The organism is Streptomyces sp. CAU 1734 (assembly GCF_039888735.1).
Classification (GTDB): domain Bacteria; phylum Actinomycetota; class Actinomycetes; order Streptomycetales; family Streptomycetaceae; genus Streptomyces.
In genome coordinates this window covers 46276-72080 of record NZ_JBDQQP010000023.1, presented here as the reverse complement: position 1 = coordinate 72080, position 25805 = coordinate 46276, and the positions used below count along the sequence as shown (strand labels likewise).

Below are 25805 nucleotides of genomic sequence, written 5' to 3'. Positions count from 1 at the left end.
CTCAGCCCCTCAGCAGCGCGGTGACGGCCTCGCCGACGGCGATGGAGGAGGCGAGTGCCGCCACGCTTCCGCCCGCGACGGCCAGCGCGCCCCGCAGCCGCTCCAGCCGGCCGGGCGCGGCGGCGCCGGAGGAGGTGATCTCCTCCTCGGTCGCCACGAGCTCCGCGTCCAGGATCTCCCGGCTGTCGAAGGGCGCGAACCGTCCGAGATCGTCCCGCAGCGCCCGTACCGCTTCGAGGAGTTCCCGCTGGGCGGGGTCCGCCGCCGGGCCGGCGGCCCAGGTGTTGTTGGTGGTCGCCGACCCGTGCGAGCCGAAGTTGAGGGCGCTGTTGTCCGCCGAACCGATGTGAACGTTCGGCGGCCCGCCGTGCGAACCCCCGCCCGTGCCGCCGTCAGCCGCTGCCATTGCCTGCTCCCGTGGTGTTGCCGCCGGTGGACGCGGGGCCCGTCGCGCCGCCGCGCGGGCCACCCTTGGTGGTGTTGGTGGTGTTGTTGTTCGTGGTGGCGGTGGAGTGGGATCCGAAGCCGAAGGCGCTGTTGTTCGCGGAGTCGATGTAGACCCCGCCGCTGACATGGACGATCTTCTGCTCGAAGCCCTCGGTCCGCCAGCCGGCCTCCCGCAGCGCGAGGGTGACTCCGCCCGCGATCCGGTCCTGAATGCTCCTCAGATACCGCATGATGTCCATCTCGTGGAAGAGCGACGCCTCCGTGTCGGAGCCGTACTCCCGGATGGAGAGGGCGGGGCCGTCCGGCAGCGCGCCGCGGTGTCCGCCGGTCAGCAGCTCCCACTGGCTGATGAGATGACGTCCGAGGGTGACCGCGCACCACAGCGGGGCGCGGGGCGTGTGGGCGAGTGCCCAGGCCACGCGGCCGACGGCGTTGTTGTTCACATACCGGTGGGCGAGCCGGTCCGCCTCGCGGAAGCGGGGGTGCACCGGCATCAGCGCATGCGGCGCCACCTCCAGCATCAGCATGCCGCCCTGGGTGTGGACCCGGACGAAGACCGTCACGACCAGCTGCTCCTCCCAGCCGCCGACCCGGATCCGCAGGAAGTGCCGTCTGGCCTCGCCGCCCTCCTCGACGGCCGCCGCCCGGTGCGCCTCGAATCCGGCCGGGTCGTAGGGCGCGCCGTGGCGGTTGCCGATGCCCTCGGCCGGCAGGAAGACGCATTCGTCGATCCGCAGTTCGCGCAGCCGGTCCCGCACCGCGCCCGCGATCCGGGGGTCGGCCTCGTGCGCCGAGGGGATCCTCAGATCCTCCACCAGCGGGCGGATCCGCTCCAGGATGGTGCGGTTGCTGACGGGCCGCGGCTCGCACCCCTCGCGGGGCACCAGCTCCACCGCGAGCGTCCAGGTCTGGAAGGCGTCACCGGCGCCCCGGAAGGGGTCCGCGGCGTCGTAGACGGCCAGCGGGGAGTGCTGCTCGTGGCGGATGATCGCCTGGCGCTGCCGGGCGCGCGGCCCCTGGGCGGCCTCGGCCGGATCCGTCGCCATGGAGGGGAAGTTGTGCGGGGCGAGCGGGCCGGTCATCATCCGGGCGAACTGGCCGCGCTGGAGCGCCACCGCCACGGTGGTCAGAGCGAAGAGGACCAGGGTCAGCCAGGCCATGGCGGGTGCTGCGGGAATGCTCTCCGCCGAACCGCCCGAAGTGAACATGCTCCACGGCGACGCGCCGCCGACCGGGTCGAACTCGCCCTCGTCCTCGTCGCCGAAGAGCCCGAAGACGGCCAGGGCGGCGAAGAGCAGCAGGGCCAGCAGCAGCCAGATCCGCCCGTACCAGCGCACGGCGAACGCGGCCACGACGCGGAACAGGCGCGGACGGGCCGAACGGCCCCTGATCCAGGGGGCGACGGCCACCAGCGCGCACGGCATCACCAGCAGCAGGAAGAGCCCGCCGGTGAGCGGGACCGCGAGGATCCAGAGCGCCAGGATGCCGAGGGCCCAGCCCAGTTCGACCCGGCGGGCATGCAGGGCGTGGGCCAGGACGCGGGCCGCGTCGAAGCCGAAGGAGGGCGCGGTGAAACGCTCCTCGTGGACATACAGCTCGTCCAGGACCGTGTCCCGGTACTGGCCGTCCAGGTGAACACCCGCGCAGAGCAGCCGGGTCGCCTCGCTGACGGCCGGCTCCGCGGGGGCTCTGGCCCAGACGCGTTCGTGTCCGCCGTCGGCCTGATCGGGCAACGGGCTCGGGGTCACGGTCTCTCCGTTCGGGGGTGGTAACACGCGCACTGTGCTCTCGTCGTGCCGTCCCGGTGTCCCGGCGCTCCGGAATTCCGGCGTCCCGGTGGCCCGGCCTCCCTTGTGGACGGGCCGCGGACGGCGTGGGGGCAAGGTTGGATCGTAGGCCACCCGGGCCGGTTCCGGAGACCGTCCCGGGGCAGGAAGTGCCGGGGATTTCGCGGGGAGTTGCCCATGCGCGGGGGCGTGCGCCGGGGCGTGGGGGCGGTGGCCGCCGGAAGCCCTCCGCACGGGCTCTCCGGGCCGGCGCCGCGAGCCGCCGCGACGACCGGTGGTCACGGCCGGTGACGGCGGGGCGGCCGTGTGCGGGTACGCCCTGTGTCCGGGGCGACACTCGCACAACAGGCGAGTCGGGGCATCAGTGGATAAACTTCCCGTTTGCCGTGCGCGGCATGGGTGGGCGCTCGTGGCGCACTCCACACGACGGACGGAGAGTGAGCGATGCGTACGAACTTCTGGTGCCCGCCCCGCGGTGATGCGGCGGGCCGGACCGGACCGCCCGCGCGGCGGTCCGGCGGCGGGTGCGCCGCATGACCCTCGCCACCCACACCCCGGCGCCCACCGGACCGCCGACCGGTGACGAGGCCGCCCCGGCGCTGTTCCGCTCGGCCCCCGCCGCGCCCGAGCGGACCCTCGTGGACATCCTCCGCGAGACGGCCCGCCGTCATCCGGACGCGCTCGCCGTGGACGACGGCACCGGCCCGCTCACCTACCGGACCCTGCTCGACCGGGTCGCGGAGGCCCGGCACCGGCTCACCGCCGCCGGTGTCCGCCCCGGCGACCGGGTCGGGATCCGGGTCCCCTCCGGCACCGCGGAGCTCTACATCGCCGTTCTCGCCGTGCTGACGGCCGGCGCGGCCTATGTCCCCGTGGACGCGGACGACCCGGACGAGCGCGCCGGGCTGGTCTTCACGGAGGCGGCGGTGTCGGTGGTGACCGGCCCCGGCGGTGTGATCGCGCCGGGACCGGGGCGGCCCTCCGGCACCCCGGCCCTCGCGGGTTCCGAGGACCGCCCCCGGCCCGGCGACGACGCGTGGATCATCTTCACCTCCGGTTCCACCGGCCGGCCCAAGGGCGTCGCCGTCACCCACCGCAGCGCGGCGGCCTTCGTGGACGCCGAGGCACGGCTCTTCGTCCCCCATGCCCCGATCGGCCCCGGGGACCGGGTGCTCGCCGGGCTCTCCGTCGCCTTCGACGCCTCCTGCGAGGAGATGTGGCTGGCCTGGCGGCACGGCGCCTGCCTGGTGCCCGCGCCCCGCTCGCTGGTGCGCAGCGGTGTCGATCTCGGCCCCTGGCTCGTGGAGCGCCGCATCACCGTCGTCTCGACGGTGCCCACCCTCGCCGCGCTCTGGCCCGCCGAGACGCTCGACGGCATCCGGCTGCTGATCTTCGGCGGTGAGGCATGCCCGCCCGAGCTGGCGGAGCGGATGGCCGTCTCCGGCCGCGAGGTCTGGAACACCTACGGCCCCACCGAGGCCACCGTCGTGGCGTGCGCCGCCCCGCTGACGGGAGAGGGCCCGGTCCGCATCGGGCTGCCGCTCGACGGCTGGGAGCTGGCGGTCGTGGACGCCCGGGGCGAGGTCGTGCCGATGGGGGAGACCGGCGAGCTGGTGATCGGGGGAGTGGGCCTGGCCCGCTATCTGGACCCGGCCAAGGACGCCGAGAAGTACGCCCCCCTCCCCTCCCTGGGCTGGCCCCGCGCCTACCGCAGCGGCGACCTGGTCCGCGCGGAACCCGCCGGGCTGCTCTTCGCGGGCCGCGCGGACGAGCAGATCAAGCTGGCCGGCCGCCGTATCGAACTCGGCGAGATCGACGCGGCGCTCCGGGCCCTCCCGGGCGTCGCGGGCGCGGCGTCGGCGGTCCGCACCACGGTCGCGGGCCATCAGCTGCTGGTGGGGTACGTCGTCCCGGCGACCGACACCCCGGACACCCCGGACGGCCCGGACGGCCCGGGTACCCCGGACGGCCCGGGTACCCCGGACGGCCCGGGCACGGTCCCGGCCGCCGGCGCGGGTGCCGCCGGGCCGGGGGACGAGTCCGTGCCCGTGGATCCGGAGGAGTCCGCCCCCGCGCGGGCGGCGGACGATTCCGCGGCGCCCGCCGCGGCCCCGGACGCCGGAGATCCGCCCCCCGAGTCCGTCTCCCTTCCGGACGGTGCCGGTCCCGCCGGTTCGCGCGGGCCGGGCGACGGGCCCGCGCGGGTGGCGGGGTATCCCGCGCCGCGCGACGCGGCCCCGGCGCCCGCCGCCGCGCCGCCGGCCGGCCCGCGCCCCCGTCCCGCCGCCCCTCTCCCGGGCGACGGGGGTACCGCCCGCTCGCCCATGGCCGCCCCCGCGGCGGACAGAGCCGTACCCGTGGATACGGCGGGAACCCCGGCGGGCGGGAGCCCGGCCGGTTCGCACCCGCCGGAATCCGCCCCGCAGGCCCCGGGCGCCCGGGCCGGCCGGGCGCACCCCGTCCCCCTGCCCCCGACGCCCCCCACCCGGCCGTTCGACCCCGTCGAGGCCGCCGCCCGGCTCCGGGCCGAGCTGCCCGCGGCGCTCGTCCCCCTGATCGCGGTGGTGGCCGAGCTGCCCACCCGGACCTCGGGCAAGGTCGACCGGGACGCCCTGCCCTGGCCGCTGCCGGCCGAGGGGGCCGGTCCGGCGGCGCCCGGCGAGGAGTCCCTCACCGGGGCCGAGGCATGGCTCGCCGAGCAGTGGCGGGAGCTGCTCGGGGTGTCCGTCCGGGACCCCGGCGCCGACTTCTTCGACCACGGCGGCGGCAGCCTCGCCGCCGCCCGGCTGGTCTCCCGGATCCGGCAGCGGTACGGCACCGGGTCCGTCGGTGACATCTACCAGCACCGCACCCTCGGGGCCCTCGCCCGGACCCTGGAGGGCGGGCCCGCCGACAGCGCGCGCGGCCATGACGTACGCCCGGTGCCGCGCCGCGCGCAGGCCGTGCAGCTGCTGCTCCTGATCCCGCTGCTCACCGTCGCCGGGCTCCGCTGGAGCGTGCTCGCCGCCGCCGCGGCCAATCTCCTGGGCCTCGGCCCCTCCCTCTCCTGGTGGTGGATCGCGCTCGGCTGGCTGCTGGTGATCAGCCCGCCCGGCCGGATCGCCATCGCGGCGGGCGGCGCCCGGCTGCTGCTGCGCGGGGTGCGGCCCGGCACGTACGACCGGGCCGGCCCGGTCCATCTGCGGCTCTGGGCGGCCGAACGGCTCGCCGAACTGAGCGGCGCCGGCGCGCTCGCCGGCTCCTGGCTCACCTACTACGCCCGCGCCCTCGGCGCCCGGATCGGCGACGAGGTGGATCTGCACACCCTGCCGCCGGTCACCGGAATGCTCCGGCTCGGCCGTGGCTGCGCCGTGGAACCGGAAGTGGATCTCTCCGGCCACTGGGTGGACGGCGACCGGCTGCACATCGGTACGGTCCGGGTCGGCGCCGACGCCGTCATCGGCGCCCGCACCACGCTCTTCCCCGGCGCCCGGGTCGGCAAGCGGTCCGAGATCGCCCCTGGCTCCGGGGTGACCGGCGGCGTCCCGGCGGGACAGCGCTGGTCGGGCGTCCCGGCCGCCCGCGACGGCAGGGCCAGGGGCGCGGGCGGACCACGCCCGCCGCGCCGCCGCCGCTGGACCGCCGTGTACGCGCTGACCTCGCTCGTCCTCGGGGTGCTGCCCGCCCTCGCCGTCCTCCCCGCGCTGCTGGTCCTCGCCGCCCTCCCGGGCCCGCTGCTCGCCGCCGTACCGCTCGCGACCCTGACCGGGATGATCGCGTACGCCCTGCTCGTCCTGGCCGGGGTGCGCGCGCTGAGCATCGGGCTGCGGGCGGGCAGCCATCCCGTCCACAGCCGGATCGCCTGGCAGGCGTGGACCACCGAGCGGCTGATGGACATGGCCCGGGTGCAGCTCTTCCCGCTGTACGCCGGTCTGCTCACCCCCGTGTGGCTGCGGGCGCTCGGGATGAAGGTGGGCCGGGGCGTGGAGGCGTCGACCGTACTGGCCCTGCCCTCGATGACCACGATCGGCGACGGCGCCTTCCTCGCCGACGACACGATGGTCGCCTCCTACGAGCTCGGCGGCGGCCGGCTCCGGATCGCCGAGGCCCGGATCGGCAAGCGGGCCTTCCTCGGCAATTCCGGGATGACGGCCGCGGGCCGCCGGGTGCCCAAGCGCGGGCTCGTCGGTGTGCTCTCCGCCGCCCCCAAGGGCGCCAAGGCGGGCACCTCCTGGCTCGGGATGCCCCCGATGCGGCTGCCCCGGGCGGCCGAGCGGGGGGACCGGAGCCGCACCTTCGCCCCGCCGGCCCGGCTGAAGTGGGCGCGGGCCGCCGTCGAGCTCTGCAGAATCGTTCCGGTGATCTGTTCGGCCGGTCTCGCGGTCCTCGCCGTGGCGGCCTTCGGGGCGCTGGCGGAACGGCTGGGGCACCCGCTCGCGATCCTCTGCGGCGGGGCGCTGCTGCTCACCGGCGGGCTGCTCGCCTCCCTTCTCGCCATCACGGCGAAATGGCTGCTGGTGGGCCGCTTCCGGGCGGTCGAGCACCCGCTCTGGTCGGGCTTCGTCTGGCGCAATGAGCTGGCCGACACCTTTGTGGAGGTGGTGGCCGTGCCCTGGCTGGTCGGCGGGCTCGGCGGGACCCCGCTGATGAGCCTGTGGCTGCGCGGGCTCGGGGCGCGGATCGGCCGGGGGGTGTGGAGCGAGACGTACTGGCTCCCCGAGGCGGACCTGGTCGCCATCGGCGCCGGCGCGAGTGTGAACCGGGGCTGTGTGGTGCAGACCCACCTCTTCCACGACCGGATCATGAGGATGGACAATGTGGTCCTCGGCGCGGGAGCCACGCTCGGCCCGCACGGAATCGCGCTGCCCGGCGCGGTGATCGGCGACCGGGCCACCGTCGGCCCGGCGTCCCTGGTGATGCGCGGCGAGACGGTGCCCGCCGGGACCCGCTGGCTGGGCAATCCGATCGCCGGGTGGCCGGCGCGGCGGAAGCGGCGCGGGAGGGCCGGAGGCGCGAAGGCGCGGCGCGGCGGAGCAAGGTGAGGAACCACAGGTGACCGACTCGACACCACCCGGGGCCGATTCCTACTTCCCGCTCCACGGGGACAGCGGCCACCACACCACCGCGTACGACCTGGAGCTGGAGTATCTGCCGCACAGCGGCAGGCTGGATGGCCGGGCCGTGATCAGCGCGGTGGCCGGGAGCGCGGGCCCGCTGGCCGAGATCGTGCTCGACCTCGGCCGGTTCCGGCTCGGCAAGGTGCTGGTCGACGGCCGCCGCCCCGCCCGGTACACCCACCGCGCCGACCGGCTGCGGATCCGCCCGGCCCGGCCGCTGCCCGCCGGCGCCGCCTTCACGGTGGAGGTCCGGTACACGGGCGTCCCGCAGCCGGTGCGCACCCGCGACTGGGGCGAGCTGGGCTGGGAGCAGCTGCACGAGGGCGCGCTGGTGGCGTCCCAGCCCATCGGCGCGCCCTCCTGGTTCCCCTGCAACGACCGGCCGGGCGACAAGGCCGTCTACCGGATCACGGTGACCGCGCCCACCCCGTACACCGCGGTCGCCAACGGCCGGCTGATCTCGCGCACCATCGGCGCCTCCACCACGACCTGGGTGTACGAACAGCCGGAGCCGATGGCCGCGTATCTCGCGACGGTGCAGATCGGGCCGTACGAACTGGTCGACATCGCCGGCGCGGGGGCGGTGCCGCAGCCGGCGGCCGTGCCGCGGGCGCTGCTCGGCGGGCGGTTCGAGCACGACTTCGCCCGTCAGCCGAGGATGATGACCGTTTTCCGGGATCTCTTCGGTCCCTACCCCTTCGAGGAGTACGGGGTGGTGATCGTGGACGAGGAGCTGGAGGTGCCCGTCGAGGCACAGGGGCTGTCGGTCTTCGGCACCAACCATGTGGACGGCCAGCGGGGCAGCGAGCGGCTGATCGCCCATGAGCTGGCCCATCAGTGGTTCGGCAACAGCCTCACCGTCGCCGACTGGCGGCACATCTGGCTGAACGAGGGCTTCGCGAAGTACGCGGAATGGCTCTGGTCGGAATTGTCCGGCGGTGCCTCGGCCGGGGCGAAGGCGGCCTCGTCCCGGGCACGGCTCGCCCTGCTCCCGCAGGATCTGACGGTGGCCGATCCGGGGGTGCGGCGGATGTTCGACGACCGGGTGTACGAGCGCGGCGCGCTCACCCTCCACGCGCTGCGGACGGAGCTCGGGCATCCGGCCTTCGTGGGGCTGCTGCGGGAGTGGACGGCGGTCCACCGGGGCGGGGTGGTGACCACGGAGCAGTTCATCGCGCTGGCCCGGGGCCGGTCGCCGCGTCCGCTGGACGACCTCTTCACCCGGTGGCTGTACGAGCCCGCTCTCCCGCCCCTGCCGCAGCCCGCGGGGCCGGTCTAGGAAGTGGGAGAGGCCTGGCGAGGCCCCGGCCGTTCCCTCTCCGGAGTGACGGGAATTCGGCGAATGGGGGAACGCCGGCACCCGGGAGAGGGAATGCCGGAACCGGATTCTGCGAATCCGCTCCGGTTCGCCGACGGCGGCTCCGGCGCGGGCCCGGTGAATGCGTCCCGGTGCGGATCCGCTGAATCCGGGGGTTTCGCCGGGCGGCCCGGGAGCCGGGAAAAGGCAGGAGCCCCGTTCCTGGAAGGACGGGGCTCCTTGGGTACTGCTAAAAGGTGTACGCGATCGTCAACCCGTGGCTGATCAGGCCGGGGTGACGTTCTCCGCCTGGGGGCCCTTCGGACCCTGAGTGACGTCGAAGTTCACGACCTGGTTCTCCTCAAGGGAGCGGAAACCAGACGCGTTGATCGCGGAGTAGTGGACGAAGACATCCGGGCCGCCGCCGTCCTGGGCGATGAAGCCGAAGCCCTTTTCAGCGTTGAACCACTTGACGGTTCCGGTAGCCATAAGCCCTCCTTGGGCCAAAGGGTTGCCCTGCTCCAGAACCTGCAAACAAGTCTGAAAACTACAAAAGCCTGCGGGTCACATGCTCCGCAGGCTCTGTACTGCAAGGGAAACCAAACTGCAACTTGCGTCGAGCCTAGCACGCACTGTGTTCGCAGCGGTAGAGGTGAAGATCACTTCACTCGGACGCTTGAAACGCCCATCCACGCGCTGACGTGCCACTGTGCCGCGGGCCCGGGGCATCGGCCGATCGGGTGCACACCGCGTGCGACCGCGCGAACACGGCGGAGGGCGGCGCGGGCACCGCCGGCGGGGCCGCCGCCGAGCGGGCCCCGAGGGCGGCCCGAGCCCCCTCCGGGCCCGGCCCGAGCCGGGCACCGGGGCGGCGGCCGGACGGGCTTCCCCGGAGACCCGGGAGGTGTGGCGGCGACGTCGCGGCGACGGCGTACGGGGAGGCCGCCCCGGGGGTCCGAGGAGCATGCGGGGCCGGCCGCGGCCCGCGCTCCGGCCGCGCTCCTTCCGCTCTCCGGTCCGTGTGACGCGCCCCGCACATCTCCCGGTGCCCGGGGCGGCTGTCCGACGCCGGCCTTGGGCTAGCCTCGCGTTTGTGGACAGTCTTGGAGAAACCCCAGCAGCCGGCCGCCATCGCAGCCGGCCCCGTGTAGGCCATATCCAGTTCCTCAACTGTCTCCCCCTCTATTGGGGGCTGGCGCGCACCGGAACCCTGCTCGACCTCGAACTGTCGAAGGACACCCCGGAGAAGCTCAGCGAACAGCTGGTGCGCGGCGATCTCGATATCGCCCCGATCACTCTTGTGGAATTCCTGCGCAATGCCGATCAGCTCGTCGCCTTTCCCGATGTCGCGGTCGGCTGCGACGGTCCGGTGATGTCCTGTGTGATCGTCTCCCAGCTCCCGCTGGAGAAGCTGGACGGGGCGCGGGTCGCCCTGGGCTCCACGTCGCGCACCTCGGTGCGGCTGGCCCAGCTGCTGCTGGCGGAGCGGTACGAGGTGACCCCCGACTACTTCACCTGCCCGCCCGATCTCGGCGTGATGATGCAGGAGGCGGAGGCGGCCGTACTGATCGGTGACGCCGCCCTGCGCGCCTCGCTCCACGACGCCCCGAGGCTCGGTCTCCAGGTCCACGATCTCGGTCTGATGTGGAAGGAGTGGACCGGGTTGCCCTTCGTCTTCGCGGTGTGGGCGGCACGCAAGGAGTATCTGGCGCGCGAGCCCGAGGTGGTGCGCGAGGTGCACCGGGCGTTCGTCGACTCCCGGGATCTCTCGCTCCAGGAGGTCACCAAGGTCGCGGAGCAGGCGGCGCGCTGGGAGGCGTTCGACGCGGAGCTGCTGGAACGCTACTTCCGGACCCTGGACTACCGCTTCGGGCCGGACCAGCTCGGGGGAGTGCGGGAATTCGCCCGCCGCATCGGTGCGACCACCGGCTTCGCGCCGGATGTGACGGTGGAGCTGCTGGCCCCGGCGTAGGCCGCGGAGAGCGGGACCCCGGCCCCGCGCCGGGACCGCCGCGGGACCCCGGCCCGGGACGGCCGCAGGGGCGAGGCCCCGGATCCCGGACCCCGCCCCCGTACCGCTTCTCACCGCGGAGCCGGCCACCCGCCCGGCGTCACCGGCTCCCCGCCCCGCCCGCGGCGGTTCCGCTACTCCGGAGTGGGATCGTTCCCGTCCTCATCGGCGAACTCGAACTCGCCGAGCTCCGGGTTGAACGGCGGCTGCTCGCCGAGGTTCTGCTTGTCCTCGCTGAACGGCGGCTCGGTGTTGGTCCAGCGCTGTTCGACGATGGTCGAGTAGTAGAGGATTCCGCCCTTCTCCCTGTTGTGCTGCGCCTTGAGATTCACGGTCTGCACACCGAGCGGTGCGCCGTTCCTCTTGTCGAGGATGATCTGCTGCTGCGTCGCGCCCCACGCCGGCAGCCCCACTCCGTACCCCTTGCGGCCCGAGCGGTCGGTGATCTCGCCGAGCGCGCGCACCCCCGGTTCCTCGGCGAGCAGCCGGTAGGCGGCGGCGCGGAGCGCCGGGCCCGCGGGCATGTGCACGGCGACCTCGAACGCCTTGCGCTGCACCAGCTCGCGCAGATGCTTCTCGGGGGCGTTGTACTCCTTGTCGACCAGTTCGCGCAGCCGCTTGCGCAGCTTGTCCACATCGGTCGGCAGCGCCTGTACATCCTTGATCGAGATGTCACCCATGGGCATGGTGTCGCCGCTACCGCCCGGGGCGTCCTGGGCGACCAGCCCGAAGGCGTCCCACTTCAGCTTCCCGCCGATGCCCCACAGGTCCCAGTTCTTCGGCGATCCGGCCGCCCGCCACGCCCGCTCGTCCTTCGCGAAGGCGGGGCGCACGCCCGTTCCGGCCGTGTCGCTCCAGCGCTTGTGCTCGTTCCGGGCCAGCCACTGCCGGTTCTGGGTGCGGTCGTCGACGAGATAGGCGGGCTTTCCGTCCTTGCCGGGGACGGGGATGAAGTTGCCCGAACGCTCCTCCGTGTACCAGTAGGCCCCCGTGGTGTTCTTCCCCCTGCTCTCCACCCGCTCGGCGGCGGCCAGCAGGAAGTCCCGTCCGGTGACGGGCCCGGTGCCGGGCGCCGGAGCGCCGGCCCGGGCGGGCGCTCCGCTGTCGGCCGGCAGCAGGGTCACGGCGAGTGCTCCGGCCGCCGCCACCCCCACCAGGCCGATGCCCCAGCGGAGCCGCGGCAGCTGCCGCGCGGGGCGCGGTTCCGCCTCGGCGCCGGCCGGGGGCGTCCCCGTCATGGCCGCCGTCAGTTCCGCGACCCTGCGCCCGGGATCGGCCCGGGTCCCGTCCGCCAGCTCCGGCGGGCGGGCCTCCCTCAGCCGGCGCATGACATCGCCCTTCGGCGGATTCCCGCGCATGTGCTCTCCCATCTCTCACACTTCCTCTCGTACGAGCTGAACCCGGCGCCGCACGGCCGCGGCCGACGGACCCGCCGTGGCCTCCACGGCCCTGGTCAGCCGTTTCCGCGCCCGGTGCAGCCGGACCCGCATCGCCGCCGACGTACAGCCGACGACCTGCGCGGCCTCGGCGGGGGAGAACCCCTGCCAGGCGGCGAGGATCAGCACCTCGCGGTCGTCCTCCGGGAGCGAGGCCAGGGCGGTGAGCAGAGCGCTGCGATCCGCCACGTCATCCGCTATGTCCTCGGCGCTGCCGCGGTCGGACCGCTCGGTCCACTCCCGCAGTTCGGCGGCGAACGACGCCCGCCGCACCTCCGCCCGCACCGTCTCCCGCAGCACATTGCGCGCCACGCCGAGCAGCCACGGGAGCTCCGCGCGCGGCATCTCGGCACGCCGCCGCCAGGCGATGGTGAAGGTCTCACTCACCACCTCGTCGGCGACCTGCCGTCCGGCCCTGCTCACCACATAGGCCCACACCCGCCCGCGGCAGGCGTCGTACATCGTGGTGAAGCGGTCCGCTTCGTCTGCCACCGCCCGCACCTCCGTCCCCTCCGGGTTTCATCTGCCATGAGGAAGTGGTTCGACACGGCGCATCGTTACAGGCGGATCGGAGAATTTCCGGGGCGGGAGGGACGGCGGGGGCGGCAGGGGTCCGGTGCCGGTCCCCGCCCGGCGGGCAGGCCCTACGCTGGCGTTGGACAAGCGCGCAGCAGCACACGGGGGAGTCAACTGATGCAGCCGCTGAATCCGGAGGAGCCGCACACCATTGGCGCGTACCGGCTGCTGGGCCGGCTCGGGTCGGGCGGCATGGGCCGGGTCTATCTCGGACGGAGCACCGGGGGCCGTACGGTCGCGGTCAAGATCGTCCATCCGCACTTCGCGCGCGACGGCGAATTCCGGGCCCGTTTCCGGCGCGAGGTGGAGGTGGCACGGCGGGTGGGCGGCCGGTGGACCGCGCCCGTGCTCGACGCGGATCCCGACGCGACCGTGCCCTGGGTGGCCACCGGCTTCGTCGCCGGTCCGCCGCTCTCCCGCGCGGTCGCCGAGCACGGTCCGCTGCCCGGCCCGTCCTTACGCGTACTGGCGGCCGGGCTCGCCGAGGCGCTCTGCGCCGTCCACGCGCTGGAGCTCGTGCACCGTGATGTGAAACCGTCCAATGTGCTGCTCACCCTGGACGGCCCCCGGCTGATCGACTTCGGGATCGCACGGGCCACGGACGGCACCGCCTCGCTCACCTCCACCGGTGTCCCGGTCGGCTCACCGGGCTATATGTCCCCCGAGCAGGTCCTGGGCAAGGAGGTCACGGGCGCGTCCGATGTCTTCTCGCTGGGCGCGGTGCTGGCGTACGCGGCGATGGGCGCGGGACCGTTCCCCGGCGACTCCTCGGCGGCGCTGCTCTACCGGGTGGTGCACGGGGAGCCTGAGCTCCCCTGGCCGGACGGCCCCGGGGGCCCGGACGCCGCCATCCGGGAGCTGGTCGCCGGCTGTCTGGCCAAGGACCCGGCGGACCGGCCCGATCCCCGGGAGATCGCGCGGACCATGGCCCCGGACGGCGCGGCGGAAGCGGCCGGATCCGGCTGGCTGCCGGGGCCGCTGGTGGCGGAGGCGGGCCGGGTGGCGGTGAGCCTGCTCGACCTGGAGCCGGAGGCGGTGTCGGGGGCGGAGCCGGAAGCGGCCCCCGACCCCGCGTCGGGACCGGTGGAGTTCACCACTCCGGCGGTGCGGGGCCCGGCCATGGGCCCCTCGGCGGGTACCGGCGATCCGGCGGGGAGCACGGGGGACACCGAGAGCACCGAGGGCACCGAACCGCCGCTCGTCACCGGCCCCCGGCCCGGGGCCGCTCCCGGCTCGGGGGAATCCGGCCGCCGGCGTCGGGTCAGCTGCACCTTCACCCTCACGCTGGCCCTCGCCCTGGCGGGCCTGTCCTACGGGCTGAACTCCCTCCCCGACACCTGGACCGGGGACAACAGCGGCGCGGACAAGGGGAAAATGGCCTCGCCACCCGAGCACCTGCCGTCCGGCTCGGCGACGGACGGCGCGTGGATGAAGGAACCCACCGCGACCACCCCCGTCCGCCAGGTCCCGAAGGGGTTCGTCGGCACCTGGACGGGCCCGGTCACCCTCTCCTCGGGCGATGAGGGGACCACCGCCACCGCCGTCATCAAGCCGGGCCCCGTCGGCGACCGCATCGGCACGGTCCGCCAGTACGACAGTGCCGGCGGACTCCTCTGCTCCACCGGCCTCCTGCTGACCGGGGCGACCGGCTCGGAACTCCGCGCCGTGGGCACCTCCTCCTGTGTCCCCGGCACCCACACGGTGACCTTCCGGCTGATCGACAACCACGTGCGCTGGACCTCCGGCCGGCCCGGCGCCGACAGCCCCGCCGGAATCCTCCGGCGCCCCGGCCCCCGCCCCTGACCGGCACGCCGCGCCGCACCCCGGAGCAGCCGGGCGCACCCCGCGCCGAACCGGTCCGTAACCGGCGCATGCCCCTGGCGTAGGCTGGACCGGCCCGCGGACACGCACCGACGCCCATCCGGCAGCCGCCCGATGACCAGCGTCCGCGAACGTCCGGCAACGCTTTGGAAATCCACCGAAAGGTGACACCCGGTGACCGAGAAGGCCGACCTTCAGTCCGTGCTGGACCGTGCCGCCGAGGGGGGCCGGATCACCCCGGAAGAGGCGCTCGACCTCTACCGCTCGGCCCCGCTCCACGCGCTGGGCAGTGCGGCCGACGCCGTACGCCGCCGCCGGTACGCCGGTACCGAGCACATCGCGACGTACATCATCGAGCGCAACATCAACTACACCAATGTGTGCGTCACCGCCTGCAAGTTCTGCGCCTTCTACGCCCCGCCGAAGGACACGAGGAAGGGGTGGACCCGCGATCTCGACGACATCCTGCGCCGCTGCGCGGAGACCGTCGAACTGGGCGGCACCCAGATCATGTTCCAGGGCGGGCACCACCCCGACTACGGCGTCGAGTACTACGAGGAGCACTTCTCCGCCATCAAGTCCGCCTTCCCGCAGCTGGTGATCCACTCCCTCGGCGCCTCCGAGGTCGACCACATGGCCCGGATCTCCGGGGTCTCGGTCGAGGAGGCCATCCAGCGGATCCACACGGCCGGCCTGGACTCCTTCGCCGGCGCGGGCGCCGAACTGCTGCCCGCCCGTCCCCGCAAGGCGATCGCCCCGCTCAAGGAGTCCGGCGAGCGCTGGCTGGAGATCATGGAGACCGCCCACAATCTGGGGGTGGAGTCCACCTCCACCATGCTGATGGGCACCGGCGAGACCAACGCCGAGCGGATCGAGCATCTGCGGATGATCCGGGACGTCCAGGACCGCACCGGCGGTTTCCGGGCCTTCATCCCGTACACCTACCAGCCGGAGAACAACCATCTGAAGGGCCGCACCCACGCCACGCTCTTCGAGTATCTGCGGATGATCGCGATCGCCCGGCTCTTCATGGACAACATCGCCCATATCCAGGGCTCGTGGCTGACCACCGGCAAGGAGGTCGGCCAGCTCTCGCTGCACTACGGCGCGGACGACCTCGGCTCGATCATGCTGGAGGAGAACGTGGTCTCCTCGGCGGGCGCCAGGCACCGCTCCAACCGGCAGGAGATCATCGATCTCATCCGCACCTCGGGCCGGGTCCCGGCGCAGCGGGCGACGACCTATGAGCACCTGGTGGTCCACGACGACCCGGCGAACGACCCGGTCGACGAGCGGGTGATGTCCCACATCTCCTCCACGGCGATCGACGGCGGCACCGCCCACCCGGAGCTGAAGCTCCTCAGCACCAACTGAGCCCGGATTGCTCACTCTCCACACGGCCGGTGCCGTCCTCGGCGGCACCCCCGGTGCGGTCGCCATCGTGGTCGACACCGGCCGGATCGCCGCGCTGGGCGGCCACGAGGAGCTGGCCGCCGCGTATCCGGGCGCGCGGATCCGGAGCTGGCCGGGCCTGCTGATGCCCGGACTCCGCCATCCGCGCACCGGGGAGCTGCTGGAGTCGGCGTACCACCCCGACCCGCGCGAGGCGGCCGAGCTGGGCACCGAACCGGTCACCGGCGCGGCCCTGGCGGCGCTCGCCCCCGACGAGGCCCGGTGGGGCGGCAGCGCCCGGCGCGGTCTTCAGCGGCTGCTGGCCCATGGGGTCACGGCGGTGACCGGGCCCTTCACCCGTCCCCCGGTGCGCACGGCGGTGGCCCGCTCGGGTCTGCGGGTGCGCGAGCCCTCGCCGGTGGCGGGCCCGCTCTCGCTGGACCCCCTGGCGTACGAGGTGCCGCCGGAATCCCTCCTCGGCGGCCGGCTCGTGCCGGGCGCCCCGGCCGACTTCGCGGTCTTCGCCGTACCGGTGGACGAGCCGTGGGAGCCGGCCCTGCGCGGGCCGGGCGCGGCGAGCTGTGTGGCGACCGTACTGGCCGGACGGCTGGTGTACCGCCGCTCGTGAGCCGGGCGGTGCGGACTGCTTGAATGGGGAGCGTGATCAGAGCATCCCTGGACAAGCAGCCGCACGAAGTCGCCACGATGTTCGACGACGTCGCGGCCAACTACGACCTCACCAATGATGTTCTCTCGCTCGGCCGGGACCGCCGCTGGCGCAAGGAGGTCGCCAAGGCGGTCGGCGCCCGGCCGGGGCAGCGGATCCTCGACCTGGCGGCGGGCACGGGCACGTCCTCGATGCCGTTCGCGGCGGCCGGCGCCTATGTGGTGCCCTGCGACTTCTCCCTCGGGATGCTCCGGGAGGGCAAGAAGCGCAACGCCTGGCTGCCGCTGACGGCGGGCGACGCGACCCGGCTGCCGTTCCGCGACGGGGTGTTCGACGCGGTCACCATCTCCTTCGGCCTGCGCAATGTGCAGGAGACCCAGGTGGCGCTGGCCGAGATGCACCGGGTCACCAAGCCGGGCGGCCGGATCGTGATCTGTGAGTTCTCGCACCCCACCTGGGCGCCGTTCCGGACGGTGTACGAGGAGTATCTGATGCGGGCGCTCCCGCCGGTGGCGCGGGCGGTCTCCTCCAACCCGGACGCCTATGTCTATCTCGCCGAGTCGATCCAGTCCTGGCCGGACCAGCCCGCCCTGGCGGCGGCGCTTCAGCGGGCGGGCTGGTCCAAGGTCGCCTGGCGCAATCTGAGCGGCGGGATCGTGGCGCTGCACCGGGGCACCAAGACGGCCTGACGCGCCGGCCGGGTACGGGGGCGACGTCCCCGTACCCGTGCCGCCGCCGCTACAGCTCCAGCCGGAAGGAGAGCGCGAGCTCGTCGGTGCCCGGCATCGGGTAGCTCTCCGCCTCCGTCATGCCGAGGCGCCGGGTCACCGCGATCGAGCGTTCATTGCCCTGCTTCACCATGGCCACCACCTCGCCGACCCCGGCGGCGCGCAGCCGCTCCAGTGTGGTGAGGGCGGCGGTCGTGGCACAGCCCTTCCCCCACGCGGACCGGGCCAGCCGCCAGCCGATCTCGATCGCGCCGACCGGGCCGAAGTCGGTGCGCGGCCACGGCTGCGCACCCGTGAAGCCTATGACCTCGCCCTCTTCGTCCAGAATTGTCCAGAGGCAGAAGCCGAGTTCGGCGTCATGGCGCCGCTGCCGTGCGGTCAGCTCCTCGTATACGGAGAGTTCCGCACTCCGTCCGCCGTGGAACTCCATGACATCGGGGTCGTCGAAGACCCGGTGCCAGGCATGGGCGTCCTCGTCGGTGGGCACACGGAGCCGCAAGGCGGGGAGGAGCCTGCTCATGGAGGGGAGCCCTTCAGTCGGTTGATCGATACGCACCCATAGACTGCCCTTGTCCAGTGCCGCTGAGCATGCAATATCGAGAGTCCCCGGGAGAACCCGCCGTGACCGAACCCCTCTCCGAACACAGCGCAGATGTGATCGTCGTCGGGGCAGGCCCGGCCGGCGCGACCACGGCGTATTACCTCGCCAAGGCCGGACTCGACGTACTCCTGCTGGAGAAGACGGCGTTCCCGCGCGAGAAGGTCTGCGGCGACGGCCTCACCCCGCGCGCCACCAAGCAGCTGGTGGCCATGGGAATCGACATCTCCGAAGAGGCCGGCTGGCTCCGGAACAAGGGCCTGCGGATCATCGGCGGCGGCGTACGGCTCCAGCTCGACTGGCCGGAGCTCGCCTCCTACCCGGATTACGGACTCGTCCGCAAGCGCGACGACTTCGACGAGCAGCTCGCCCGTCAGGCCCAGAAGGCCGGCGCCCGGCTGTACGAGCGGTGCAATGTCGGCGCGCCGATCATCGACGACCGCACCGGGAAGATCACCGGAGTGGAGGCCAAGCTGGGCGAGGAGAAGACCCCGGTCACCTTCCACGCCCCGCTGGTGGTCGCCGCCGACGGCAACTCCTCCCGGATCTCCCTCGCGATGGGCCTGCACCGCCGTGACGACCGCCCGATGGGCGTGGCGGTCCGCACCTACTTCACCTCGCCGCGCCACGACGACGACTATCTGGAGTCCTGGCTGGAGCTGTGGGACCGGCGCGGCCCGGGCCCGGACCGGCTGCTGCCCGGCTACGGCTGGATCTTCGGCATGGGCGACGGCACCTCCAATGTCGGCCTCGGCGTCCTCAACACCACCTCCTCCTTCAAGGAGCTGGACTGGCGCGAGGTGCTGAAGGCGTGGTGCGCCTCGATGCCCGAGGAGTGGGGTTACTCCGAGGAGAACATGACGGGCCCGATCCGGGGCGCCGCGCTCCCGATGGCCTTCAACCGCCAGCCGCACTACACCCGGGGCCTGCTCCTGGTCGGCGACGCGGGCGGCCTGGTCAACCCGTTCAACGGCGAGGGCATCGCCTATGCGATGGAGTCGGGCCAGATCGCCGCCGATGTCATCGTCCAGGCCCACGCCCGCGCCACCCCGGCCCACCGCGAGCTCGCCCTCCAGCGCTATCCGAAGGTCCTCAAGGACACCTACGGCGGCTACTACACCCTCGGCCGCGCCTTCGTGAAGCTGATCGGCAACCCGAAGGTGATGAAGCTGGCGACGGAGCGGGGCCTGACGCACCCGCTGCTGATGCGCTTCACCCTGAAGATGCTGGCGAATCTGACCGACCCGACGGGCGGCGACGCGATGGACCGCATCATCAACGGCCTGTCGAAGGTGGCCCCCAAGGCGTGACCTCCGGGCCCCGCTCCGGCGGGCGGGCGCGGCGGCGCCGGCCGGAGCGGGGGACCGGGAGACGGTCTAGTACGCCGTCAGGCTGATCAGCTCTCCCACCCTGGTCCAGCGCTGCTCGGACGAGGACGCGTTGCAGGACTTCACACTGGCGGCGTGGAAGCCGGGATAGCCGGTGGCGAGGCACATGCCCGGGTGGGCGGCCAGGCGGATCAGCTCCCCGCTGGAGGTCCAGCGCTGCTCGGACGAGGACGCGTTGCAGGACTTCACACTGGCGGCGTGGAAGCCGGGATAGCCGGTGGCCAGGCACATGCCCGGGTGGGCGGCCAGGCGGATCAGCTCCCCGCTGGAGGTCCATCGCTGCTCGGACGAGGACGCGTTGCAGGACTTCACACTGGCCGCGTGGAACGACGGATAGGCGGTCGCCAGACATATGCTGCCGACCGCCGGGGCGGCGGGAGCCGCCGGCGCCGCGGTGGCCGCGGGCGATGTCAGCGCGAAGGACGTCAGCGCGAGAAGTGCGGGCAAGAGCGGCTTGCGGGTGCGGTGAGCCATGGGGGCGGACCTTTCGCGGTGGGGGTCCGCATCGGTACGGGACACGGCTGCACCGGTCCCGGCCGGCGGATCCGGTTGGCCGAAGCCCTGTAGGGGTCCCCTCCTTCCCGACCGCTCAGACGCTCCGCGCGAAGTCCTGTGCGTCACCTGGCACATGAGCGCGGTGAATTGACGTGCCCGGAACATCCGGGGGAATCGTCCGGCGGGAATGCTCCGGCGGGAGTCCACCGCTTCGAGGGGGCCGGTCCGCCGAAGTGACCCGGGAGCGGGACCGGGACCGGGCGCGACCGCGGCCCCGCGGCCGGGAGGGATTCCCGGGAGCGGGGCCGCGGTGTGCCGCCGGTGCGGTGTGGGGGCGGGACCGGCGGCTGGTGATCACGGAACGGAGGGTCGGCCGCTCACAGGCATGACGGCCGGCGCTCCGTGATCACGGTCCGGTGATCCGCGCGGGTTCGAGCGGCCCGGAGACCGCGCCCGCGCCCGTACCCGCGAAAGCGCCCGTGCCCGTACCCGTACCCGCGACCGCGCCCCGGACCGGCCGGAACGCCGCCGCCAGGGAGCAGACCGCGCGGGCCGTCGTGGCGAGGTCCCCGGCCGTGGCCGGGAGCGCCTCCGCCAGCGGGCGCGGCAGCCGGCCCGCCGCGAAGACACCCGCCGCGTGATGCGCGTACAGCTCCTCCGCCTCGGCGGTCACCGTCCCGCCGATCAGGGCGCAGGGCACCCCGGCCCGCTCGGCGGCCAGCAGCACCGCGTGGGGGGTCTTGCCGGCGGCGGTGCTGCGGTCGATCCGCCCCTCGCCCGACAGGCAGAGGTCCACCCCGGCCAGCCGCGCCGCGAACCCGGTCAGATCGAGCACCATCTCCGCGCCGAGCACCGGCGGGCGCTTCCCGATCGCGGTCAGCGCGGCCCCGAGGCCGCCCGCCGCGCCGGCCCCGCGCAGCTCGGCCGCGTTGCCCAGCAGCGGGGCGAACCGGCGCAGACCCGCGTCGAGCCGTTCCACCGCCGCCGGGTCGGCGCCCTTCTGCGGACCGTAGACGAAGGCCGCGCCGTCCGGGCCGTGGAAGGGGCTGCGGACATCCGTGGCGACGACGAGTTCGACACCGTGCAGCGCCCGGCGGGCGGGTTCGAGATCGGCCCGGGCGATCCGGGCGAGATCGGCGCCGCTGCCGGCGATCGCCGTACCGCTCTCGCCGCTGAGGCGGGCACCGAGCGCGGTGAGCAGTCCGGTGCCGCCGTCCACCGTGGCCGTACCGCCGAGGAAGACCACCACACGGCGGGCCCCTCCGGCGACGGCGGCCAGGATCGGTGCGGCGAGGCCGGCGCTGGAGGCCCGCAGCGGGTCCCGGTCGGCGGGTGCGAGACCCGCCAGCCCGATCACCTCGGCGGCCTCCACGACGGCGGTCCGGCCGGGGAGCCAGCCCACCCGGGTACGGATCGGGCGGCCCAGCGGGTCGACCGAGTCCACCGCCTCGGTGGTCCCGCCGCCGCTGGTGATCACGGCCTCCAGGGAGCCCTCGCCGCCGTCGGCCAGCGGGTGCGTGAGCGCTTCCCAGCCCGCCTGCTCGGCCCCGGCGGCGAGGGCGTTCGCCGCCTCCCGGGCGGTGAGCGCGTCCCGGAATTTGTCCGGCGCGCAGAGCACCACCGGTGTCCTGTTCAGGGGGTTCATATGGTGTGTTCCTTCCGGGTCCCGGTCATGACGGCCGGTCACAGAGCCTTGGTCATCCAGCCGAGCACCGGGGTGGACTGGAGGTAGACGAAGAAGGCGAAGACCACGATGAGCCCGAGGCTCCAGCCGATCACCTTGCGGAAGATCTGGCTCTCGGATCCCGGCTGCCCGATGGCCGCGGCGGCGACGGAGAGGTTCTGGATCGAGATCATCTTGCCGAGCACACCGCCGGAGGAGTTGGCGGCGGCCAGCAGCACCGGATCCAGGCCGAGCTTCTGCGCGGCGGCGACCTGCGTGTTGCCGAAGAGGGAGTTGGAGGAGGTGTCGGAGCCGGTCAGGGCCACTCCGATCCAGCCCAGGATCGGCGAGAGGAAGGCGAACGCCGGACCGGTCGCGGCCAGTGCCTCGCCGAGGGTGGCGGTCATGCCGGAGAGGTTCATCGTGTACGAGAGGGCCAGCACCAGCATGACGGTGACCATGGTCCAGCGGAGCTTGACGAGGTTGCCGCCGTAGGCGCGCAGTGCCCGGCCCGGCCGGATCTTGTAGCAGGCCATCGTGAGCAGGCCGGAGAGCAGCAGGATCGTGCCGGCCGCCTTGATGTGGTCGAGCTTGAAGGTGGTCAGCCCGACCGGCTTGTCCCCGGTCGCCGGGTAGACGTCGAGTCCGGGCCAGGCGAAGGCGTGGGTGCCGTTGACCGCCAGCCACTGCTTGACCGGTCCGAACTGGGCGATCGCGAAGAGCACGATGATGATCAGGTACGGGGCGAAGGCGAGCCAGGCGCTGCCCTCGCCGGTACGGGCCCGGTGCCTGTCGGCCTCGCCGGCGTCGGCGTCCAGCTCGGGGTTCTCCTCGTCGGCCTCGCCGGCGTCGGAGCCCTTGCCGCTCTCGGCCTCCTTCGTCGCGGCGGTGACCAGGGTGCGCGGGCGCCAGATCCGCAGGAAGCCGAGGAGGGCGACCAGGGTGACGGCTCCGGCCGCGATGTCGGTGGTCTCCACGGACACCCACTGGGCCCAGACGAACTGGCTGATACCGAAGGCCAGACCGGCGACGATCGCGGCGGGCCAGGTCTGGCGGACACCGCGCTTGCCGTCGACCAGCAGCACCAGGATCAGCGGTACGAAGACCGCGAGCACCGGCGTCTGCCGTCCGGCCATGGCACCCAGCTCGTCGACCGGCAGCCCGGTGACGCCCGCCAGGGTGGTGATCGGCACGGCGAGGCTGCCGAAGGCGACGGGCGCGGTGTTGGCGACCAGCGCCACGGTCGCGGCCTTGATCGGCTTGAGCCCGGCCGCGATCAGCATGACGACCGAGATGGCCACCGGCGTACCGAATCCGGCCAGGGCCTCGATCAGCGCGCCGAAGCAGAAGGCGATCAGGATCGCCTGGATGCGCTGGTCGTCGGAGACCGAGTTGAAGGTGCGCCGCAGCACGGCGAACCAGCCGGTGATCTCGGTCAGCCGGTAGACGAAGAGCGCGTTGATCAGGATCCACAGAATCGGGAAGAGCCCGTAGAACGCACCCTCGGCGACGCCGGAGAAAGCCTGGACGGCGGGCATCTGCCAGCCGACGATCGCCAGCAGGACGGCGCTCGCCACGGCGGCCAGTGCCGACCAGTACGCCTTCACTCTGAAGGCGCCAAGCAGCACAAACAGAACGATCAGCGGCACAACCGCACACAGAGCCGACAGAAGCAAGGAATCGGCGATGGGATCCAGTATTTGTCGATACACGCGAACTCCTGGGTTCGGGCCTCCGCGCTCCAGTGAGTCCGCGGTTGTAAACTTGTAAGACAATCTGACTTGTCAGTCAACCCCCTGGGTGTGCGGACGTAGGGCACAATCGGTCCGGAACGGGCGAGGGAGCGGGGTTTTTGTGAGGGGCACGAAGCTACAAATGATGTCGATCATCGACGCGCTGGCGGAGGATCTCCGCCAGCAAGTCTTCAGTGGCGACATCCCCGCGAACGCCCTGCTCCCGGAGGCCGAGGTGGCCGGGCGGTACGAGGTCTCCCGCCCCACGGCGAAGGCGGCGATCGAGAAACTGGTCGCCGAGGGCCTGCTGCGCCGCACCGCGCACAAGACCGCCCATGTCCCCGAGCTCGGCATCGACGACATCCGCGATCTCTACGACAGCCGGATGTGCGTCGAGCGCGAGGTGCTGCGGAAGCTCGCCGTGCGCCGGTATGTGCCGCCGGCCGCGATCGAGGCCCAGGCGGAGATCGTCGCCCACGGCGACACCCCGACCCTGGCGATCGTCGCCCCGGACGTCCGCTTCCACCTCTCGCTGGTGGACGCCACCGGCAGCCCCCGGATGACCAGGCTCTACGGCTCCCTGATGGGTGAGATGCGCCTGTGCATGGCCCAGGTCCAGAGCCGGCGCCTGCTCCAGCCCTCGGTCATCGCCGAGGAGCACCAGGCGATCCTGGACCGCATCACCGAGGGCGACCCGGACGGCGTCGCCGAGGCGGTCACCCTCCACCTCACCCACGCGAGCGACACCCTCGCGGGCTTCCTGGACCTCCCGGCCGCGGACGCCTGACCCGGCCCGCCGCCGGGCGTCGTCCGGCACCCCTCCCCGCCGGTGCCGCGGATCGGCGTACCCGGGTGTTCTCCCGCCGCCCGCAGGGGAGTTGACTCCCGGTCATGACCCGATCGGGCGACTCTCCGGCGGTTGACCGCCGTGCCGCTCCGGCGTGGCGTATGCATACCGGAACGGGGCGCGGAGACCGGTGCCGGGGCGCCGATCCGGGTGCCGGCGGGAGGAACCGGACAACCGCGCCAAGAGCCGGAAAGCGACCGTGTGAGAACCGGCCGCGCGGGAAACCCTCTGTCTGCGCCCGCATGCGCACGGGGGCGGCGCGGCAGCCATCGCACAGCCAACACATGGGGAGGGCACAGCATGGACGAAGCCGAGGACCGGCGGCTGCAAGCCATAGCCCCGGACATCTCGCAGATCTCGGTCGAACTCCTGCGGAAGGTGGCCGGTGCCTATCCCGAGGAACGCATTCCGGAAGAGGCCCTGCGGACCGCCGACGCGGTGCTGGAGCGGTACGGATCCGACGGCCTGCGGGTGCTGGTCATGAGCCTCACCGGCTGGGCGGCCGTCGAGATCGAGAAGGACGCGCACATGAGCGGGCGCACGATCGAGGCGCTGCTCGACGACATGGACCTCACGCGCCTGGAGGCGCAGGACGGTTACTGATCCCGCCGTACGGGGCCGGTACGGATTCGGCTCCCCGCCCGCTTCGGGTGGGGAGCCGGGTTGTGTACGGCCGGCTCCTCCGGACGCGTGCCCCGGCCGGTGACAGCCGTGCCCGTCCGTGTTTCCCAAGGGCCTTCCGCGCAAGGGTGTTGAGCGAGCCGGTGGGCACGGGGGTGTCCCGCGCGCGGACCTCAACCCCGGCTGGGCGCAGGGCTGTTGGCAGTGGGTACGCGGCCGTCGGCCCGCGTCGCCGGTATCGCCCGCGCGCCCCGGTGCCGTACCCGGCCGCCTCTCGGCGCGGCGGCCAACCAGGCGTTCATCAGGGCCGGTTGCTCTCGGCGGGCGCGGCGGCGCCGGACCGGCACCGCCGGCCGTCGTTCCCCTGCCGGCCGGTTCCTGCGACGGCGGCGAGCGGGGCGCGGGGCCCCGCTCACCACCGGCCGTACGCGCCGATCCGCGCGGGCGTGACCCGCCGCCGGGGACGCCCGGTCCGGGGAGCTTCCCACCCCCGGCCGGGACGGTGGCCGGGAGCCGCACGGCGGGCGGCCGAGCCCCATCGGCACCGAGCCGAGCCCCCCGGCACCGAGCCGAGCCCCCCGGCACCGAGCCGAGCCCCATCAACACCGAGCCGAATCCCATCGGCACCGACGGGCCGAGTCCCATCAACACCGAGGGGACTCATCCGCCCTCTTCCGCCCCCGCGACCCCCTGCGCATCGGCGGTTCTCGACCGCTGCCGCCAGGTGGCGGCAATCGCTCCCCCGGCGCCGGGTGGACGCCGGACAGCCCGCCCGATCCCAGTTCCCGCAAGGAAAATCCGCCCCGGTGGGGGTTTGTTTCACTGCCACACCATTCACCGAAACGGGTGAAATAGCGTGACCTCGTCTCGCGAGTCGCCGCTTCAGGGAGTGACCATCGAGTGACGGCACGTCGCCATGCGGTGTTCCGTCGGTCACCGGTATTCGCCGTGTGACGCCCGTTGCCCGTTCGCGAGAACGGGCGGCAGACAACCTGGAGGAATCATGTCCGTCCACACCCCCACCCGTACTCGTTCCATCCGCGCCGAGGCGGCCGAGCGGACCGCGGTGCGCGGCCTGATCACGGAGCCCGAGGCCACCGTCTCCGGCGCCCCGGTCTACGCCCCGGAGGCCGTGCTGCTTCTGCTGGCCGCCGTTCTCCTTTCGCCGCGGGCGCCCAAGCCCAGCAAGTAGTTCTCCGCCG

General features: G+C 73.4%; 20 protein-coding genes. 11 read left to right on the top strand and 9 right to left on the bottom strand.

The genetic code is table 11. The annotated features are described in order from the left end of the window. Position 1: 1 nt before the first annotated feature. Together AAFN69_RS32370 and AAFN69_RS32365 are read right to left on the bottom strand one after the other, a co-directional pair. Complete coding sequence (locus AAFN69_RS32370) at positions 2-406, bottom strand: hypothetical protein (RefSeq protein WP_347732472.1); 405 nt, start codon at positions 404-406, stop codon at positions 2-4. Further along, positions 393-2195 (bottom strand): hypothetical protein, encoded by a 1803-nt coding sequence (locus tag AAFN69_RS32365; RefSeq protein WP_347732471.1) that lies wholly within the window; start codon positions 2193-2195, stop codon positions 393-395. Before AAFN69_RS32365 ends, AAFN69_RS32370 begins: the two co-directional genes overlap by 14 nt. 572 nt (positions 2196-2767) lie before the next feature. Between AAFN69_RS32365 and AAFN69_RS32360 the strand changes: the two genes are divergently transcribed. Continuing rightward, positions 2768-7255, top strand: a complete 4488-nt coding sequence (locus AAFN69_RS32360; RefSeq protein WP_347732470.1) for a Pls/PosA family non-ribosomal peptide synthetase — start codon at positions 2768-2770, stop codon at positions 7253-7255. A gap of 10 nt (positions 7256-7265) precedes the next feature. Then, complete coding sequence (locus AAFN69_RS32355; protein ID WP_347732469.1) at positions 7266-8609, top strand: M1 family metallopeptidase; 1344 nt, start codon at positions 7266-7268, stop codon at positions 8607-8609. A 303-nt stretch (positions 8610-8912) separates the two neighbouring features. Here the strand turns inward: AAFN69_RS32355 and AAFN69_RS32350 are convergent, their stop codons facing one another. Next, positions 8913-9116, bottom strand: a complete 204-nt coding sequence (locus tag AAFN69_RS32350) for a cold-shock protein (RefSeq protein WP_003967102.1) — start codon at positions 9114-9116, stop codon at positions 8913-8915. Between the two features lie 604 nt (positions 9117-9720). Here AAFN69_RS32350 and AAFN69_RS32345 point away from each other — a divergent pair. Beyond that, positions 9721-10599 carry a menaquinone biosynthesis protein gene (locus AAFN69_RS32345; protein ID WP_347732468.1) on the top strand — a complete coding sequence of 293 codons (879 nt, stop codon included), beginning with the start codon at positions 9721-9723 and terminating at the stop codon, positions 10597-10599. Positions 10600-10772: 173 nt separating this feature from the next. On the opposite strand, the gene AAFN69_RS32340 is transcribed toward AAFN69_RS32345, so the two are convergent. Both AAFN69_RS32340 and AAFN69_RS32335 read right to left on the bottom strand, forming a co-directional pair. Further along, on the bottom strand, positions 10773-12008 hold the full coding sequence (locus AAFN69_RS32340) for a CU044_5270 family protein (protein ID WP_347732467.1): 1236 nt from the start codon (positions 12006-12008) through the stop codon (positions 10773-10775). A gap of 3 nt (positions 12009-12011) precedes the next feature. Continuing rightward, positions 12012-12566, bottom strand: a complete 555-nt coding sequence (locus AAFN69_RS32335; RefSeq protein ID WP_347732466.1) for a sigma-70 family RNA polymerase sigma factor — start codon at positions 12564-12566, stop codon at positions 12012-12014. A 201-nt stretch (positions 12567-12767) separates the two neighbouring features. Between AAFN69_RS32335 and AAFN69_RS32330 the strand changes: the two genes are divergently transcribed. The 4 genes from AAFN69_RS32330 to AAFN69_RS32315 all read left to right on the top strand — a co-directional run bounded on the left by AAFN69_RS32330 (position 12768) and on the right by AAFN69_RS32315 (position 17219). Then, complete coding sequence (locus tag AAFN69_RS32330) at positions 12768-14453, top strand: protein kinase (RefSeq protein ID WP_347732465.1); 1686 nt, start codon at positions 12768-12770, stop codon at positions 14451-14453. 192 nt (positions 14454-14645) lie between these two features. After that, positions 14646-15845: a cyclic dehypoxanthinyl futalosine synthase gene (gene mqnC, locus AAFN69_RS32325; protein WP_347732464.1), complete on the top strand. Its 1200-nt coding sequence runs from the start codon at positions 14646-14648 to the stop codon at positions 15843-15845. A gap of 7 nt (positions 15846-15852) precedes the next feature. Continuing rightward, positions 15853-16491: a hypothetical protein gene (locus tag AAFN69_RS32320; RefSeq protein ID WP_347732463.1), complete on the top strand. Its 639-nt coding sequence runs from the start codon at positions 15853-15855 to the stop codon at positions 16489-16491. A gap of 32 nt (positions 16492-16523) precedes the next feature. Further along, a complete protein-coding gene (locus AAFN69_RS32315; RefSeq protein ID WP_347732462.1) occupies positions 16524-17219 on the top strand; it encodes a demethylmenaquinone methyltransferase in 696 nt (231 codons plus the stop codon). 49 nt (positions 17220-17268) lie between these two features. Here AAFN69_RS32315 and AAFN69_RS32310 read toward each other — a convergent pair whose 3' ends face one another. Continuing rightward, positions 17269-17778, bottom strand: coding sequence for a GNAT family N-acetyltransferase (locus AAFN69_RS32310; protein WP_347732461.1), 510 nt, complete (start codon positions 17776-17778; stop codon positions 17269-17271). A 101-nt stretch (positions 17779-17879) separates the two neighbouring features. On the opposite strand from AAFN69_RS32310, the gene AAFN69_RS32305 reads away from it, so the two are divergent. Next, entirely contained in the window at positions 17880-19166 is a 1287-nt protein-coding gene (locus AAFN69_RS32305; RefSeq protein WP_347732460.1) for a geranylgeranyl reductase family protein, read from the top strand. Positions 19167-19232: 66 nt separating this feature from the next. On the opposite strand, the gene AAFN69_RS32300 is transcribed toward AAFN69_RS32305, so the two are convergent. The 3 genes from AAFN69_RS32300 to AAFN69_RS32290 all read right to left on the bottom strand — a co-directional run bounded on the left by AAFN69_RS32300 (position 19233) and on the right by AAFN69_RS32290 (position 23114). Further along, positions 19233-19718 (bottom strand): ricin-type beta-trefoil lectin domain protein, encoded by a 486-nt coding sequence (locus AAFN69_RS32300; RefSeq protein ID WP_347732459.1) that lies wholly within the window; start codon positions 19716-19718, stop codon positions 19233-19235. 427 nt (positions 19719-20145) lie between these two features. Continuing rightward, positions 20146-21384 (bottom strand): glycerate kinase, encoded by a 1239-nt coding sequence (locus tag AAFN69_RS32295; RefSeq protein WP_347732458.1) that lies wholly within the window; start codon positions 21382-21384, stop codon positions 20146-20148. 38 nt (positions 21385-21422) lie between these two features. After that, the gene (locus AAFN69_RS32290) at positions 21423-23114 is read right to left on the bottom strand and encodes an L-lactate permease (protein WP_347732457.1); all 1692 of its coding nucleotides are present in this window, start codon (positions 23112-23114) and stop codon (positions 21423-21425) included. A gap of 166 nt (positions 23115-23280) precedes the next feature. Between AAFN69_RS32290 and AAFN69_RS32285 the strand changes: the two genes are divergently transcribed. From AAFN69_RS32285 to AAFN69_RS32275, 3 genes are all read left to right on the top strand, one after another. After that, complete coding sequence (locus AAFN69_RS32285; protein WP_347732456.1) at positions 23281-23922, top strand: GntR family transcriptional regulator; 642 nt, start codon at positions 23281-23283, stop codon at positions 23920-23922. 360 nt (positions 23923-24282) lie between these two features. After that, complete coding sequence (locus AAFN69_RS32280) at positions 24283-24585, top strand: hypothetical protein (RefSeq protein WP_347732455.1); 303 nt, start codon at positions 24283-24285, stop codon at positions 24583-24585. Between the two features lie 1021 nt (positions 24586-25606). Next, the gene (locus AAFN69_RS32275; protein ID WP_347732454.1) at positions 25607-25795 is read left to right on the top strand and encodes a hypothetical protein; all 189 of its coding nucleotides are present in this window, start codon (positions 25607-25609) and stop codon (positions 25793-25795) included. The last annotated feature ends 10 nt before the right edge of the window (positions 25796-25805 follow it).

Excerpts from the sequence above, each read along its gene's own strand:
- AAFN69_RS32280 (WP_347732455.1), top strand. The coding sequence starts at position 24,283 with ATGGACGAAGCCGAGGACCGGCGGCTGCAAGCCATAGCCCCGGACATC.
- AAFN69_RS32360 (WP_347732470.1), top strand. The coding sequence starts at position 2,768 with ATGACCCTCGCCACCCACACCCCGGCGCCCACCGGACCGCCGACCGGT.
- AAFN69_RS32295 (WP_347732458.1), bottom strand. The coding sequence starts at position 21,384 with ATGAACCCCCTGAACAGGACACCGGTGGTGCTCTGCGCGCCGGACAAA.
- AAFN69_RS32350 (WP_003967102.1), bottom strand. The coding sequence starts at position 9,116 with ATGGCTACCGGAACCGTCAAGTGGTTCAACGCTGAAAAGGGCTTCGGC.
- AAFN69_RS32330 (WP_347732465.1), top strand. The coding sequence starts at position 12,768 with ATGCAGCCGCTGAATCCGGAGGAGCCGCACACCATTGGCGCGTACCGG.
- AAFN69_RS32370 (WP_347732472.1), bottom strand. The coding sequence starts at position 406 with ATGGCAGCGGCTGACGGCGGCACGGGCGGGGGTTCGCACGGCGGGCCG.
- AAFN69_RS32340 (WP_347732467.1), bottom strand. The coding sequence starts at position 12,008 with ATGGGAGAGCACATGCGCGGGAATCCGCCGAAGGGCGATGTCATGCGC.
- AAFN69_RS32275 (WP_347732454.1), top strand. The coding sequence starts at position 25,607 with ATGTCCGTCCACACCCCCACCCGTACTCGTTCCATCCGCGCCGAGGCG.
- AAFN69_RS32285 (WP_347732456.1), top strand. The coding sequence starts at position 23,281 with ATGTCGATCATCGACGCGCTGGCGGAGGATCTCCGCCAGCAAGTCTTC.
- AAFN69_RS32300 (WP_347732459.1), bottom strand. The coding sequence starts at position 19,718 with ATGGCTCACCGCACCCGCAAGCCGCTCTTGCCCGCACTTCTCGCGCTG.
- AAFN69_RS32310 (WP_347732461.1), bottom strand. The coding sequence starts at position 17,778 with ATGAGCAGGCTCCTCCCCGCCTTGCGGCTCCGTGTGCCCACCGACGAG.